Below are 14,061 nucleotides of genomic sequence, written 5' to 3'. Positions count from 1 at the left end.
CAGAGTCTGGTTCGACTATCTTTCAGGGAATGCAGCCGATGGGTCGCAATGACCGTCGACGTTCCCTGCCTGAGCACTTTCACGCAGACGAACCAGGAGAAGACCATGCGCAAGCTTATCGTTGCCGCTTTCATGAGCCTGGATGGCGTTATCCAGGCGCCCGGCGGGCCTGAAGAAGACACCAGCGGCGAATTCCGCTTCGGTGGCTGGGTCGTGCCCTACGCCGACGAAGCCTTTGGCCAGGCCATGCAGGAGCTGTTCTCGCAGCCGTTCGATTTGCTGCTGGGGCGCCGCACCTACGACATATTCGCCGGGTATTGGCCGCACATACAGGCCGGCTCAAACAACAGCGCCATCGCCGACCTGTTCAACCGCGTGCCCAAGCATGTGGCCACCCATAGTCCCGATACGCTTGATTGGCACAACAGCCATGCGTTGCAAGGAAACCTTGCTGACGCCATACAGGCCCTCAAACAGCAGGACGGCGCCAACCTGTTGACCCAGGGCAGTGGCGAACTGGTGCGCCAACTGCTTACGGCCGGATTGGTGGATGAGTTGCGGCTGATGATCTTTCCTATCGTATTGGGACGCGGCAAGCGGTTGTTTGATGATCATGCACAAGCGTCGGCCTTCACGTTGGTGAAGTCGACCAGTACGACTGGCGGGGTGCTGATTACCCGTTACGTTCATAGTGGCGAGGTACGTACAGGAACGTTTGAAGAATAGAAAGCCAGTGCTTTAGCCGACAGTTACTTCCGGTACCTGGGGGAGTAGAGGTTCCTAGGTGTTCGTTTAGGGGGAAGCGATCGCTTGTAAGTGATTGCTAACGGCCAATAGCAGATAAAGTAGTGGCAAATGGATGGCATGAATCTGCTACGCTGAGTCCTCACAAGAGAGTGGGCTTGTCGTCATCCATAAGCCTGTCACTAGTTAGGTACAGTCACCATGCATCACATAATCGGTTTATATACCTCAAAGAAAACAGAGCGATTGTGGCTGCTAGATCCACACGACCAAATTATTTTCAGAACTGATTGCTTTCATTCGTTTGGATATTTTTCCCTTATAGCCCCTGCCTTTGAAAAATATGCTCAAAGAGATGCAGGGATAAGCATTACATCAATAAATGTAAAGTTCTGCCTAAGAAGTGACGATCTGGATGAAGCGTTGGAAGTTTTGAACGATCTCGAAATAGAGCTATATCAGCAACCAACAAGCTGGTGGAAGTATCTAGGTGAAACTCAGTACCCAAGGCAGCCACTGCGGCCGATTCAGCCACTATTATTTAGGGGGCGAGCATTTCGGCTCATCCACAAGCTGCGAGCGTTAGTGCTTAAAGCTCAGGCCCAGGAAAAATGCCTGGTATATGGAAATGGGGTTCTCTATCGCTCTTTGCGCGGCATAAAAATGCCACCCGGCGTCGTCGTGTACTCCTAGAACCTGACTAACGGCTCAAGCCGTTCGCTTCGCCTGCTCGGGTCGGGATAAAACCTGCCCCTTGATAAAACGAAATGCCAGCGATGAAAGATAAAACAGCCAAAAAGCAGATGCTTGGTTATGAGTCAGTTAAATCCAGAATATTTACTAAAAGAAAATGCACATGAAAAAGCTAAGTAATGATTTCAGTGGGGCACTTCGGACGTTTGCGTACTTTATGGCAAGTGGAAGCCACTACATGCTTGAAAACGTGGAGTACCTCGACATGTATGGAACTCAGCCCAGTGCAATTGAGATGGTCTTTGCGATATTCGCGAACGTAATAGAGATGGACAGTGAAGGCAACGTGCTCAATTTCACCTACGCCCAAAGGAGAGCGACAGACTACTTAAGGTCATACTGCGACCCCTCTTTCAAAGTAACGCCGCCGCTTGAAGACTGGGAAACCGAGCTCTATGGGCCGCCCTCACTCGGACGCTAAGAATTAGATCTAGCTCGAACACGCGTGGAGCTGGAAAGGGTCAAAAAGATCCAGCTGAGCGGCTGCTTCTGGCCGTTGGCGGTCAGTTGTGTACGACTGCTATCGGCCCAGGCTGTGTAAAAACGCTGGCATCGACCTTGCTGTGATTTGATGGATTCAAATCAGTGGGGAATGCCGATGAAGCGTTTTATCCAGGGAGAGCATCGAGGCCAAAGTGTGTTGCTTCCCGAGAGCCTGGATGACTACGTGGCGGACACCAACCCGGTGCGTGTGGTCGATGTCTTCGTCGATGAACTCGATCTTGGTCAACTCGGTTTCGAGGGCGTTGTCCCCGCAGAAACTGGTAGGCCTGCTTACCATCCTGCCGTCCTGCTGAAGATCTACATCTACGGCTACCTCAATCGCATCCAGTCCAGTCGCCGCCTTGAGCGAGAGACCCAGCGCAACGTCGAGCTGATGTGGTTGACCGGGCGCCTGATGCCGGACTTCAAGACCATTGCCAACTTCCGCAAGGACAACGGTAAGGCGATCCGCGGCGTTTGTCGGCAGTTTGTCGTGCTGTGCCAGCAGCTCGGTCTGTTCGCCGAAGCGCTGGTGGCTATCGACGGCAGCAAGTTCAAGGCGGTCAACAATCGTGATCGCAACTTCACCAGTGCCAAGTTGCAACGGCGGATGGAGGAAATCGAATCCAGCATCAACCGCTACCTCACCGCCCTGGACACTGCCGATCGGCAGGAGCCTGCCGTGGCACAAGCCAAGGTCGAGCGACTGCACAGCAAGATCGCGGCGTTAAAAGTGAAGATGCAGGAACTCCAGGCCATCGAGATCCAGCTTCAGAGCGCCCCGGACAAGCAGATCTCCCTGACCGATCCAGATGCACGCTCGATGATGACGCGCGGCACCGGGATGGTTGGTTACAACGTCCAAGCTGCGGTCGATACGAAGCATCACCTGATCGTGACGCACGAAGTCACCAACGACGGCGTCGACCGTGACCAACTGAGTAGCATGGCCATGCAGTCGCGGGAAGCGATGGGCGTGGAAGCGCTCTCGGTGGTCGCTGACCGAGGCTATTTCAAGAGCGAGGAAATCCTCGCCTGCCACGAAGCTGGCATCACGGCTTTCGTGCCCAAGACGCTGACTTCGGGGGCGACAGCGGCTGGCCGCTTTGGCAAAGGTGACTTCGTCTATGACGCAGCAAGGAACGAGTACCGTTGCCCGGCAGGGCAAAGCCTGATCTGGCGCTTCTCACACGTCGAGAAAGGACTAAAGCTGCACCGTTACTGGAGCTCGAACTGCCAAAGGTGTGCGTTGAAAGATCAGTGCACACCGAGCGCACAGCGCCGGGTGAGTCGCTGGGAGCATGAGTCGGTGCTCGATGCGATGCAGACTCGTCTGGATCAGGCACCGGAGATGATGCGCATCCGCCGTCAGACGGTGGAGCATCCATTCGGCACGTTGAAGGCCTGGATGGGCGCTACTCATTTCCTCACCCGAACGCTCGACCGGGTGAGCACGGAAATGAGCCTGCATGTGCTCGCCTACAACTTCAAACGGGTGCTGAATCTGCTGGGTAATGGTGCGCTGATGGCTGCGATGAGGGTCTGAAACCCCATTGGCAGATCGTTGAACTCATCGCCAAGCATCGCAGATCCACACTTGCCCGAATTGGCTGAATACATCGGATCGACACACCAGGAGCCTGTAGGGCCTCTGGGCGCCGCTAAAACAATCCAATATCCAGCTATCCATCGCCCGCTGCGTTTTTACACGGCCTGGGCCGGAAGCAGACGTTCAGCGAAATCTGGATTGTCCGTCGCCAAGCTTGGCTGATATCGCTCACACCCGCGCCAGCAGTAGCAAATACATCCTTTCAAGCAGATTCCTGCACTCCCGCCACGTGGCGCCCAGCCCACGTTGTTCATATTGCTCGAACAGTTCGAAGCGCTCCAGGCGCAATCCGGTAGTGCGCAGGGCCAGGCAGTCGGCTAAGGCCAGTCGGGACAGGTTGGCATCTAACACAGGATAAGGCTGGCTCGACTGGATCAGCCAACCCAGCTCCGTCTGCTCGACATTGCAAAACAACAACTGGCAATTCGCGTTCAGCTCTCGGTCGAGAATCGAGTTCAGCCGCTCTCGCAGGAGGTCGGTTGGCTGGAGTGCGCTGCCCTTCAAATGGGTGACAAGCAGAAATCGGGCACTGGAGGTGATGATCAAGATTCGTGGCCTGCCTCGACGGGGGAGAGCGGGGATTAGCTCACTCTCGGCCCGTGCTGAGGAAGGGGAAAATTCTGAAATGGAGGTGGGAATCGGCTCGGACGGTTGTCGGGTTTTCTCGATTATTTCGGATACAGCGGCGGCAGGCTGCTGGTGTCGGCCAGCGGGGTCTGGACGTGTTCGGCGATCGGGATGGTGCGGATGGCGCGCCACAGTTCTTCGCCTTGCCAGTAGTGGCCGGTTTCGCTGTAGAGCGCGCCGTTGAGGCCATCCAGGGCGTCGGACAGGGGCACGAAGCGGGCGGCCATGTCGGCCAGGGTTTCCGGTTGCTGGCGGGCCCAGGCGTCCAGGGCCTGACGGGTGGCTTGCGGGTCGTTGGCCAGGCAGGCGCGCTTGAGGTCGTCGAGCAGGGTGCGCGGGTTGGGGCCGGCCTGCACAGCACGCAGGATTGCCGGTTGCCAGCGCGCGCGCCACCAGAGGCCGAAGCCGAGCAGGGTGGTGCAGGCGAGCAGCAGGGTGCTGAGTTTCCAGGCCCACAGCGTGGTGCTGTCGCCACCGGCGCCAGATGGTGTCGCGCCGGCCGGGGTGTCCACCACCAGGCTTGGGTTGTTCGCCACCTGCAGGGTGCGCGCCGGCAGGCTGCTGCGTTCCAGGTGGTCCTCATGGGTGTTCCACCAGACCACCTCCAGCGCTGGCAGGTCGATGCTGCCGCTGCGGTTCGGCACCAGGGCCTGGCTGTCTTCGCGGCTGCCGATCAGCCCGCGGTCGCTGATCTGATTGCTCAGTTGCGGCTGGTCCGGGTAGCTGCGCAGGCCGTTGGCTTCGGTCACCGGCAAGGGTGGCAGCTGCGAGCTGGACAGGCCCTCGGCCTTGAGGGTCAGGCTGCGGGTCAATGAGTCGCCGACCTGGCTATGGTCCGGCTCGGGGTTCCAGCTTTCGCCCAGGCTCAGGCTGCGGGCCGGCAGCCAGGGCGCGTCGGCCGGGTATTCGGCCGGCTTGGCCTTGACCGTCAGCGGCATCTGCGCCGAGCTCACGTGCATCAGCTTGCCCGGTTTCAGGCCCTGGGGCGCCGGGTCCTGGGTGCTGGCAGTGTCGGCCAGGGTGGCGCTGAAGGTCAGCTCTGGAATGTCCAGCACGCCGCTGTGCTGGGGGAAGATCGCGTAGCGGATCTCGATCACGCCGTGGCGCACGCCGTTGATGACTTTTTCATAGGTGCGCGATTCGCCGAGCTGTTCGACCCGGGCGTCGTCGATCTGCAACGGCGTCAGGCTGCTGTCGTCGTACAGCGACACCGAGTGATAGATGTGCAGAGTCAGCACCGCCTGGGCCTGCACGTAGACGCTGTCCTGGTCGAGGCTGGCGTCGATGAACACCGGCTCCAGCGGCGCGCTGTCGCTGCGGCTTGCGCTTTGCAGCACCTGCAGGGTGATCGGCTGGCTCTGTACGTCGCCCAGTTGCAGGGGCGGGATCACCACGGTGCCGGTGGTCCTGGGCAGCAGGGTGATGATCCAGCGGGTGATGGCGCGGTTGTCGCCGTTGAGGCTGGTCAACTGGTTGACCTGGCGCGTGCCCTGGACCTCGAACTGTGCTTGCAGCGGGGTCAGGTCGGGTTTGCCGAACAGCGTGACATTGTTGGATTCCAGGGTCAGCTCGACGGTTTCCCCAGAGTTCACGCGGCTGCGGTCGACACTGGCGACCAGCCCCTCGGCTCGGGCCGCAAAGGCGCCGAGTGTCAGCACAAGCGTGAGTAAGAGGGTGGTGAAGCGGGTCATCGAATTTTTCCCTGATCCTGATGTTGTTGCTGTTCGTACCAGAACTTGCGGCGCAGCAGTTCGCCCGGATCGTCCGGAATCTGCCGCAGCCATTGTTCCAATGCCTGACGGTGTTCGCCGTCGAAATTGTCCTGGGCATCGCGCAGCGGCGGCGTGGTGGTTTGTTCGTCGCCCAGTTCGCTGCCGGGAACCGTATCGTTGCCCGGGGTGGCGACCTCGTCGTCCGTCGACTCGTCGGCGCTGGTGGGGTGGCTGTTCTCCGGCGGCTGCTGGCCCGGGGTGACCGGTGCCTGGGTCGCCGCGCCGGCTTGCGGCGGCTGGCGGGTTTCGTCGTTGTCCTGGCTTTCGCCCTTGGCCGGTTCTTCCGGCGGCTCGGGCTCGGTTTCCTGCAGCAGGCGCTCGACCAGGGCCTTGTTCTTTTGCGCGGCGGCAAGCTCCGGTTGCAGTTCCAGGGCCTGCTCGTAGGCATCCAGCGCGGCTTCCAGCTCGCCGCTCCTGGCCAGGGCGTTGCCACGATTGTAGTGGGCGCGGGCGTCGTTGCCTTCGGCAAAGCGCTGAGCGGCAGCGGCGTAGTTGCCGGCCTCGTACAGTGCCACCCCTTGCCACTGCGGGTCCTCGAAATGCTGCGCCGCCTCGCCGGGCCGCTTCTGTTCCAGCAGGCGCTGGCCCTGCTGGTCGGGGCGCAGCCACAGGTCGTTGAACTCGAAGGCGTAGCTGGGCTGCGGCACGGCGAACAGCAGCAGCGGCAGGCAGAACAGCCAGCCGCGGCGCCCGGCGCAGGCGGCCAGCAGCAACAGCGGCAGGAGCAGCCAGTAACCCTGGTCGGCCCAGGTGTCCAGGCGCAGGGTCTGGCCGTCGCTGCGCAGGTTCTGCGGGCCGCTGAGCAGGCCCAGGCCGCGCAGGTCGTTATCGTCCAGGCGCGCCGGGCGATAGCGGCCGCCCATTTCGCCGATGAAGCGCTTCAGGCTCGGACCGTCGAGGCGCGACATGAGGATCGCGCCCTGTTCGTCCTTGAGAAAGCTGCCGTCTTCCTGGGCCACCGGCGAGCCCTGGCGGCTGCCGATCCCGAGCATCAACAGCTGCGGCGCCTGGCCACCGAGGGCCTGGCGGATGCCTTGGCGTTCCTGCTCGCTCAGGGACGAGCCGATCAGCAGGATCCGGCCCTGGCCCAGTGCACCCTGGTCCAGCAGCTTCAAGGCTTTTTGCAGGGCCAGGTCGGCGCGATGGCCGGGCTGGGGCATGATCGACGGCTTGAGGGCTTCCAGCAGGTTGCGGCTGGTGGCCAGGTCGTCCGACAGCGGCACCAGGGTGTGGGCGCTGCCGGCATAGACCACGATTGCCGTCTGCGCATCGCTGCGTACCTGCAACAGGTCCAGCAGCTTGCGCCGGGCCTGTTCCAGGCGATTGGGCGGGACGTCGCCGGCGAGCATTTCCGGGGTCAGTTCCAGCAGCACCACCAGCGGGTCGGCCGGTTTCTGGCTGGTCTGTTCGACCCGCTGCCAGCCGGGGCCGAGCAGGGCCAGCACGGCGAGAATCCAGGCCAGGCCGAGGGCGATCCACGGCAGTTTGCTTTCGCGGCCGTTGCCGCCGCTGAGCAGGGCGGCGTGAAAGGCCGGCGGCAGGATCATCTGCCAACGGCCAGCGCGCTTCTGCCGGTGCCACAACTGCCACAACAGCCAGCCGAGCAGCGGCAACAGCAGCAGCCACCAGGGACGGAACCAGTGGGGCCAGAGTTCGGCCCAGAACGGCGCGCTCATCGACGCCTCCGCAGGCGCAGGCGTTTGAGCCGTTCGCGCCAGTCTGGCAAAGGTTGCAGAAAGCGCTCGCGGGTGAAGAAGCGTTGCAGCGGATGGTCCGGCCAGCGCTCGCGCACCACCAGCAGCATGCTCAACAGCAGCGCCGCGGCCAGCGGCCAGCTGTACAGCGCCTGCGCCGAACGAGCCTGGGTCGGCTGCTGGGTCACCGGCTCCAGTTGGTCGAGGGTGTCCTTGATCGCTTGCAGCTCCTGGCTGTCGCGGGCGCGGAAATAGCGCCCGCCAGTGGCTTCGGCGATGGCCTTGAGGGCCGGCTCGTCGAGGTCCAGGCTCGGGTTGAGGCCGAGAAAACCCAGGGTGCCACTTTGCTCCGGGTCGGCGCCGATGCCGATCGGGTAGATCTTCACGCCTTCTTCGGCGGCCAGGCGGGCGGCGGTCAGCGGGTCGATTTCGCCGCCGTTGTTGGCGCCGTCGGTGACCAGGATCAGCACCCGGCTCTGCGCCGGACGCTGGCGCAGGCGCTTGAGCGCCAGGCCGATGGCGTCGCCGATGGCGGTGTTCTTGCCGGCGATGCCGATCTTCGCTTCGTCCAGCCAGACGCGCACGGTGTGCCGGTCGAAGGTCAGCGGCGCTTGCAGGTAGGCCTTGCTGCCGAACAGGATCAGGCCGACGCGGTCGCCTTCGCGGCTTTCCAGGAAGTCGCCGAGCAGGTGCTGGACCAGGTTCAGGCGGCTGACGTCTTCGTCCTGCCATTGCATGTCGGGGAAGTCCATGGAGCCGGAGACATCCACCGCCACCAGCAGGTCGCGACCGCTGGCGGCCACCGGCAGCGGCTCGCCCAGCCATTGCGGGCGGGCGGCGGCCACCAGCAGCAACAGCCACAGCAGGATAAAGGGGGCCTGCTGGCGCCAGGTCGGCAGGTTGGCTCGGGCGCGGCGCTTGGCCAGGCCTTCCAGGTCGCTGAGGAAGCTGACTTTTAGTGCCGGTTCGCCGCTGTCGGCCACCGGCAGCAGCACCCGCAGCAGCCAGGGCAGCGGCAGCAGGGCGAAGATCCACGGCCAGGCGAACTCAAACATGTTTGCGAATCCAGATTTCCACCGCCTGGGTCAGGCCGGCGATGGCCTTGTCGTCAAGCTTGCACTCGGGCTTGTAGGCGCCTTCCACCAGGACCATCCAGCGCGTGAGGCCGGCCGCCGGGCAGCGGTTGTCGAGGAACGCCAGCCACTTGCGGCCGTTGAGGGTATGGCTCTGGCTGTAGGGGTAATGGTTGCGGCACAGGCGCTTGAGCAAGCCATTGAGTTGTTGCAGCCAGGCGCCAGCGGGCGCGCCGTCGTAGGGCTTGGGCAGCAGCGCCAGTTCGGCGAGGGCGGCCAGGCGCAGCGGGTCCAGCGGTTGTTCGGCGCGGGGCAGGGCGCGTTGGCGCGGCCAGAAGCGCTTGAGCCGCCACAGGCCGAAGCCGAGCAGCGGCAGCAACACCAGCAACAGCCACCAGCCCGGTGCCGGCGGCCACAGGCCGATGGCGGGCGGGGCGATCAAGGGCTGCAGTTGCTCGAGGCTGCTCATCGGGTTTTCCCCGGGCGTTGCGGGTTCAGGTACTCGCGCAGTTGCTCGACCATTTCGCTCTGGGTGCTCAGGGGCATCAGCAGCACCCGCAGCTTCTGCGCCAGCAGTTCCCAACGGGCGATGCGCGCTTCGCTCTGCGCCCGATAGGCCTGGCGCAGTTCATAGTTGAGGGTGTCCAGCTCCAGCTGCGCGCCGCGTTCGGCGAAACGCAGCAGGCCGGCGGCGGGCAGGGCGTGGTCCAGCGGGTCGGACAGCGGCATCAGCAGCAGGTCGCAGTGGCGCGACAGCAGGCTCAGTTGCTGTTCGGCGGCGTCGCTCAGGGCACGCTCGTCGCAGATCACGATCACCAGGCTGCCCGGGCGCAGCACTTCGCGGCCACGGCGCAGGGCGGTGCCGAGGGCGTCGCGCTCGGGTTCGGTTTCGCTGTGCAGCGACTGGTTGACCCGCACCAGGCGGTTGAGCAGTTGCAGCAGGCTCTGTTTGCTGCGCCGCGGCTTGATCTCGTAGTGCTCGTCGTCGCCGAACACCAGGCCGCCGACCCGATCGTTGTGGCCCAGGGCGGCCCAGCCGATCAGGCTCGCGGCCTGGGCGGCGAGCACCGACTTGAACATCAGCCCGGAACCGAAGAACAGCCGCCGGCTCTGCTCGACCATGATGAAGATCGGCCGTTCGCGCTCTTCGTGGAACAGCTTGGTGTGGGGTTCCTGGGTGCGCGCGGTGACGCGCCAGTCGATGCTGCGCACGTCGTCGCCGGCCTGGTAGACCCGCACCTGGTCGAAGTCGACGCCACGGCCGCGCAGCTTGGAGTGGTGCAGGCCGACCAGCGGGCTGCGCTGGCTCGGCGTGGAAAACAGCTGCACTTCGCGCACGCGATGGCGCATCTCGATCAGCTCGGCGAGGCTGACGCGGATGCCCGGGGCATCGACAGGGCTGGCGTTCATCGGGGTCAAGCGACGGCTACGACGTCGAGAATCCGCTGGACCACCCGGTCCTGGTCGATGCCGGCGGCTTCTGCTTCGAAGGACAGAATGATGCGGTGGCGCAACACATCGAACAGCACCGCCTGGATGTCCTCGGGGCTGACGAAGTCGCGCCCGGCCAGCCAGGCGTGGGCCCGGGCGCAGCGGTCGAGGGCGATGGAACCGCGCGGGCTGGCGCCATAGGCGATCCATTCGGCCATCTCCGGGTCGAACTTGGCCGGGGTGCGGGTGGCCATCACCAACTGCACCAGGTATTCCTCCACGGCGTCGGCCATGTACAGGCCGAGGATTTCCTTGCGCGCGGCGAAGATCGCCTGCTGGCTGATACGGCGCTCGGGCTTGGTTTCGCCGTTCAGCGCTTCGCCACGGGCCTGCTGCAGGATGCGCCGCTCGACGGCGGCGTCGGGGAAGCCGATCTTCACGTGCATCAGGAAACGGTCGAGCTGGGCTTCGGGCAGCGGGTAGGTGCCTTCCTGCTCGATGGGGTTCTGCGTGGCCATCACCAGGAACAGCGGCGACAGCTCATAAGTGCTGCGGCCGACGCTGACCTGGCGCTCGCCCATGGCTTCGAGCAAGGCCGACTGGACCTTGGCCGGGGCGCGGTTGATTTCGTCGGCCAGCACCAGGTTGTGGAAGATCGGCCCTTGCTGGAACACGAAGCTGCCGGTTTCCGGGCGATAGATTTCGGTGCCGGTGATGTCGGCCGGCAACAGGTCGGGGGTGAACTGGATGCGATGGAACTGCGCTTCGATGCCTTCGGCCAGCTCTTTGATGGCCTTGGTCTTGGCCAGGCCCGGGGCGCCCTCGACCAGCATGTGGCCGTCGGCGAGCAGGGCGATGAGCAAGCGCTCGATGAGTTTTTCCTGGCCGAGAATCTGCGTTGAAAGAAAGGTTCGCAGCGCGAGTAGCGCTTCACGATGTTCCATCGATGACTGTTCCTGCAGAGGGTGACCGAGGGCGTTCGAATAACGCCAAGGCTGGGGGCGTTACTTTAATCCATCCGGGCCCCCGGCGACTAACGGCACCTGGCAAATTTCTGTAAATAACCGGTAATCGTCCGCAAGGCTGCGACCTATTGTGAGGATCGATGGAAGGGGATGGCGGCGGGTGCCTGACGCGCCGCTCTCACGGCGCGTCAGTGGCGGGTGCTCAGTTCTTGAAGCTGGAGTGCTTGCGGCCCTGGTCGCACAGGGCGAAGACCACCACCATCACCGCCGAGACCGCCAGGATCAGCGCCACGCCGTCGGTCGAGTGAGTCACCGAGTTGGCCACCAGGGCCAGCCCGCCCAGGGGCGCCAGGCCGCCGGCGATGGCAGTGCCGATTTCACGGCCGGTACCGAAGCCGGAAGAGCGGGTCTGGGTCGGGAACTGGCGGCTGAGGAACGAGCCCTGGGGCGCGAACATCATCGGCGCCAATACCCCGGTGCCGATGGCGATGGCCAGGTAGATCATCAGCGGCTCGCCGGTATTGAGCAGGCTCAGGAACGGATAGGCGAACAGCACCGAGCACAGGCCGCCGAGCATCAGCACCTTCTTGCTGCTCCACTTGTCGCAGAGCCAGCCGAAGCAGGGCACGGCGACTATCGCCACCAGGCTGGCGATGGTCACCGACAGCGAAGTGACATGGGCCTCGACGCCTTTGTACTGGGTCAGGTAGGCCAGGGAGAAGGTCTTGAAGATGTAGCTCAGGGCGTTGTAGCCGATGGCCACGAACAGCACCACGGCCAGGCCCTTGAGGTCGTTCTTGAACAGCAGCTTGAGGGGCGAGGCCTGGGCCTTGGCGCTGTCCTTTTCCTGCGCCTTGTCCAACTTCTCGAACTGCGGGGTTTCCGGAATGCTGCGCCGCACCCACAGGCCGACGCCGACCAGGGCGATGCTGCAGACGAACGGAATGCGCCAGCCGCCGGAGAGCAGGAAGTCGTTGCCGTTCATGGTCAGCAGGTAGACGGTCAGCGACGACAGCAGCAGGCCCAGATTCAGGCCCAGCGCCGGCCAGGCCCCCTGGCTACCGCGCTTGCCTTCGCTGGCGTGCTCATAGGAGGTCACCGCCGCGCCGGACAGTTCGGCGCCGGCGCCCAGGCCCTGGATGATCCGCACCAGCACCAGGATGATCGGCGCCCAGATGCCGATCGAGGCATAGCTGGGAATCAGGCCGATCAGCGTGGTGCACACACCCATCATGCAAAAGGTGATCACCAACACCTGCTTGCGCCCGAACCGGTCGCCCAAATAGCCGAACAGCACGCCGCCGAAGGGGCGGGCGATAAAACCGATGGCAAAGGTGGAGAACGCCAGCAGCGAGGCGACTTTCGGGTTGCTGGGGTCGAAGAAGATTTTCGAGAAGACGATGGCCGCCATGGTGGCGTACAGATAGAAGTCGTACCACTCCAGCATCGAGCCGAAGATGGTCGCCGCCGCGACCTTGCGCAGGCGTTTTTGTTTTTGTTGCGGCGTTTCGCATGCGGCCGGGGCCGCCTCATGGACTGACATCTGAGGATTCCTTGTTGTTTGTAGTTATTTTCAAGCGGGCGCCGGGCACCCGTGCAGCGGGGATCAACGGGCGTTGAGAATTCTCTCGGCAATCATCTGGCCGATGGGGATGGCCGAGGTCGCGGCCGGCGAGGGGGCATTGCAGACGTGGACCATGCGCGGGGTTTCGGCGAACAGGAAGTCGTGCACCAGGGTGCCGTCGCGCATCACCGCCTGGGCGCGAATCCCGGCCTCATACGGCAGCAGGTCGGCGACTTCCAGGGACGGGCAGTATTTGCGGCACTGTTCCAGGTAGCCACGCTTGAACAGCGAGTTCTTCATTTCCGTGGTGCCGGAACCGAGGTTGTTCCAAATGGTTTTCCAGAAACCGGGGAAGGCGGCGTACTCGGCCACGTCGCGCCAGTTGATGGAGAACTTGCGATAGTTTTCCCGGCCCAGGCCGAGCACGGCGTTGGGGCCGACGGTGACACTGCCATCGATCATGCGGGTCAGGTGCACGCCGAGAAACGGCAGCTCCGGGTCGGGGATCGGGTAGATCAGGTGATTGACGATGGCGTTCTTCGCCGCCGGCAGGCGGAAGTACTCGCCGCGGAACGGGATGATCTGGTGGTCGATCCTGACCCCGGCCAGGGCCGCCAGGCGATCCGATTGCAGGCCGGCGCAGGCCACCAGCTGGCGGGCGCTCCAGACCTTGTCGTCGCTGCTGATGGTGACCTTGTCGGCGCTTTCGACGATGGCGCGCACCGTGGTTTGCAACTGCACTTCGCCGCCGGCCTGCTGAATGACCCGGGCCATGGCTTCGCACACCTGCTTGTAGTCGACAATGCCGGTGGCATCGAGGAACAGGCCGCCGAGGCCGACGATGTTCGGTTCGCGCCGCTGCAGCTCTTGCGCATCCAGCCGTTCGACCTTCAGGCCGTTCTGCTGCGAGCGCTCGTACAAGGCATGCATGCGCTCGACTTCCAGCGGCGTGGAGGCCACCAACAGCTTGCCGCAGACCTCGAACCTGATCCCGTGCTGGATGCAGAAATCCTTGGTCGCCTGGGCGCCGCGCTTGCACAGGTCGGCCTTGAGGCTGCCCGGGGCGTAGTAGATGCCGGCGTGGATCACGCCGCTGTTGTGGCCGGTCTGGTGCCGGGCCAGGAGGTTTTCCTTTTCCAGGATCAGCAGCGAGGCGCCAGGCTGGCGTTCGAGCAGCGCCATGGCGGTGGCGAGGCCAACGATGCCGCCACCGATGATGCAGTAGTCGTAGATCATGCAGATGTCACCTTGGTTATTCTTGTTCGGGTCTGATCATCAGGTTGTCAGACAAAGATGGGTAAACAAAAGACGCTGCGCGGCAGCGTCCGTCAGACAGTGGGTTACAG

At 63.3% G+C, this 14,061-nt stretch carries 13 protein-coding genes; 4 read left to right on the top strand and 9 right to left on the bottom strand.

Annotated features, from left to right (window positions below; translation table 11 throughout):
- Window positions 1–105 precede the first annotated feature (105 nt).
- The 4 genes from PMI20_RS16795 to PMI20_RS16780 all read left to right on the top strand — a co-directional run bounded on the left by PMI20_RS16795 (window position 106) and on the right by PMI20_RS16780 (window position 3,526).
- Window positions 106–726, top strand: a complete 621-nt coding sequence (locus PMI20_RS16795) for a dihydrofolate reductase family protein (RefSeq protein WP_007931809.1) — start codon at window positions 106–108, stop codon at window positions 724–726.
- Between the two features lie 219 nt (window positions 727–945).
- Window positions 946–1,437, top strand: a complete 492-nt coding sequence (locus tag PMI20_RS16790) for a hypothetical protein (RefSeq protein WP_081502483.1) — start codon at window positions 946–948, stop codon at window positions 1,435–1,437.
- A 163-nt stretch (window positions 1,438–1,600) separates the two neighbouring features.
- Window positions 1,601–1,918, top strand: a complete 318-nt coding sequence (locus PMI20_RS16785) for a DUF7677 family protein (protein ID WP_037036047.1) — start codon at window positions 1,601–1,603, stop codon at window positions 1,916–1,918.
- 177 nt (window positions 1,919–2,095) lie between these two features.
- Window positions 2,096–3,526 (top strand): IS1182 family transposase, encoded by a 1,431-nt coding sequence (locus tag PMI20_RS16780; protein WP_007930624.1) that lies wholly within the window; start codon window positions 2,096–2,098, stop codon window positions 3,524–3,526.
- Window positions 3,527–3,757: 231 nt separating this feature from the next.
- Here the strand turns inward: PMI20_RS16780 and PMI20_RS16775 are convergent, their stop codons facing one another.
- The 9 genes from PMI20_RS16775 to lhgD form a co-directional block, all read right to left on the bottom strand.
- Window positions 3,758–4,135 carry a hypothetical protein gene (locus tag PMI20_RS16775; protein WP_007923721.1) on the bottom strand — a complete coding sequence of 126 codons (378 nt, stop codon included), beginning with the start codon at window positions 4,133–4,135 and terminating at the stop codon, window positions 3,758–3,760.
- Between the two features lie 122 nt (window positions 4,136–4,257).
- Window positions 4,258–5,907 (bottom strand): BatD family protein, encoded by a 1,650-nt coding sequence (locus PMI20_RS16770; protein ID WP_007923719.1) that lies wholly within the window; start codon window positions 5,905–5,907, stop codon window positions 4,258–4,260.
- Entirely contained in the window at window positions 5,904–7,664 is a 1,761-nt protein-coding gene (locus PMI20_RS16765; protein ID WP_007923717.1) for a vWA domain-containing protein, read from the bottom strand. Before PMI20_RS16765 ends, PMI20_RS16770 begins: the two co-directional genes overlap by 4 nt.
- Window positions 7,661–8,737, bottom strand: a complete 1,077-nt coding sequence (locus PMI20_RS16760; protein ID WP_053260943.1) for a vWA domain-containing protein — start codon at window positions 8,735–8,737, stop codon at window positions 7,661–7,663. The genes PMI20_RS16765 and PMI20_RS16760 overlap by 4 nt, the downstream gene beginning before the upstream one ends.
- Window positions 8,730–9,224: a DUF4381 domain-containing protein gene (locus tag PMI20_RS16755; protein WP_007925765.1), complete on the bottom strand. Its 495-nt coding sequence runs from the start codon at window positions 9,222–9,224 to the stop codon at window positions 8,730–8,732. The genes PMI20_RS16760 and PMI20_RS16755 overlap by 8 nt, the downstream gene beginning before the upstream one ends.
- Complete coding sequence (locus PMI20_RS16750) at window positions 9,221–10,165, bottom strand: DUF58 domain-containing protein (RefSeq protein ID WP_007925772.1); 945 nt, start codon at window positions 10,163–10,165, stop codon at window positions 9,221–9,223. The genes PMI20_RS16755 and PMI20_RS16750 overlap by 4 nt, the downstream gene beginning before the upstream one ends.
- 5 nt (window positions 10,166–10,170) lie before the next feature.
- Window positions 10,171–11,130, bottom strand: a complete 960-nt coding sequence (locus PMI20_RS16745; protein WP_007925774.1) for an AAA family ATPase — start codon at window positions 11,128–11,130, stop codon at window positions 10,171–10,173.
- A 223-nt stretch (window positions 11,131–11,353) separates the two neighbouring features.
- Window positions 11,354–12,694, bottom strand: a complete 1,341-nt coding sequence (locus tag PMI20_RS16740) for an MFS transporter (RefSeq protein WP_007925776.1) — start codon at window positions 12,692–12,694, stop codon at window positions 11,354–11,356.
- Between the two features lie 63 nt (window positions 12,695–12,757).
- Complete coding sequence (gene lhgD, locus PMI20_RS16735) at window positions 12,758–13,951, bottom strand: L-2-hydroxyglutarate dehydrogenase (protein ID WP_007925783.1); 1,194 nt, start codon at window positions 13,949–13,951, stop codon at window positions 12,758–12,760.
- Window positions 13,952–14,061 lie beyond the last annotated feature (110 nt).

Origin of the sequence: Pseudomonas sp. GM17 (assembly GCF_000282175.2) — a bacterium.
In the GTDB taxonomy this organism is placed as follows: domain Bacteria; phylum Pseudomonadota; class Gammaproteobacteria; order Pseudomonadales; family Pseudomonadaceae; genus Aquipseudomonas; species Aquipseudomonas chlororaphis.
This window is presented reverse-complemented; position numbering and strand designations above follow the sequence as displayed.

Bases quoted from the DNA above. Each gene is read 5' to 3' on its own strand.
- PMI20_RS16795 (WP_007931809.1), top strand. From the start codon at position 106: ATGCGCAAGCTTATCGTTGCCGCTTTCATGAGCCTGGATGGCGTTATC.
- PMI20_RS16790 (WP_081502483.1), top strand. From the start codon at position 946: ATGCATCACATAATCGGTTTATATACCTCAAAGAAAACAGAGCGATTG.
- PMI20_RS16785 (WP_037036047.1), top strand. From the start codon at position 1,601: ATGAAAAAGCTAAGTAATGATTTCAGTGGGGCACTTCGGACGTTTGCG.
- PMI20_RS16780 (WP_007930624.1), top strand. From the start codon at position 2,096: ATGAAGCGTTTTATCCAGGGAGAGCATCGAGGCCAAAGTGTGTTGCTT.
- PMI20_RS16770 (WP_007923719.1), bottom strand. From the start codon at position 5,907: ATGACCCGCTTCACCACCCTCTTACTCACGCTTGTGCTGACACTCGGC.
- PMI20_RS16765 (WP_007923717.1), bottom strand. From the start codon at position 7,664: ATGAGCGCGCCGTTCTGGGCCGAACTCTGGCCCCACTGGTTCCGTCCC.
- PMI20_RS16760 (WP_053260943.1), bottom strand. From the start codon at position 8,737: ATGTTTGAGTTCGCCTGGCCGTGGATCTTCGCCCTGCTGCCGCTGCCC.
- PMI20_RS16755 (WP_007925765.1), bottom strand. From the start codon at position 9,224: ATGAGCAGCCTCGAGCAACTGCAGCCCTTGATCGCCCCGCCCGCCATC.
- PMI20_RS16750 (WP_007925772.1), bottom strand. From the start codon at position 10,165: ATGAACGCCAGCCCTGTCGATGCCCCGGGCATCCGCGTCAGCCTCGCC.
- PMI20_RS16745 (WP_007925774.1), bottom strand. From the start codon at position 11,130: ATGGAACATCGTGAAGCGCTACTCGCGCTGCGAACCTTTCTTTCAACG.
- PMI20_RS16740 (WP_007925776.1), bottom strand. From the start codon at position 12,694: ATGTCAGTCCATGAGGCGGCCCCGGCCGCATGCGAAACGCCGCAACAA.
- lhgD (WP_007925783.1), bottom strand. From the start codon at position 13,951: ATGATCTACGACTACTGCATCATCGGTGGCGGCATCGTTGGCCTCGCC.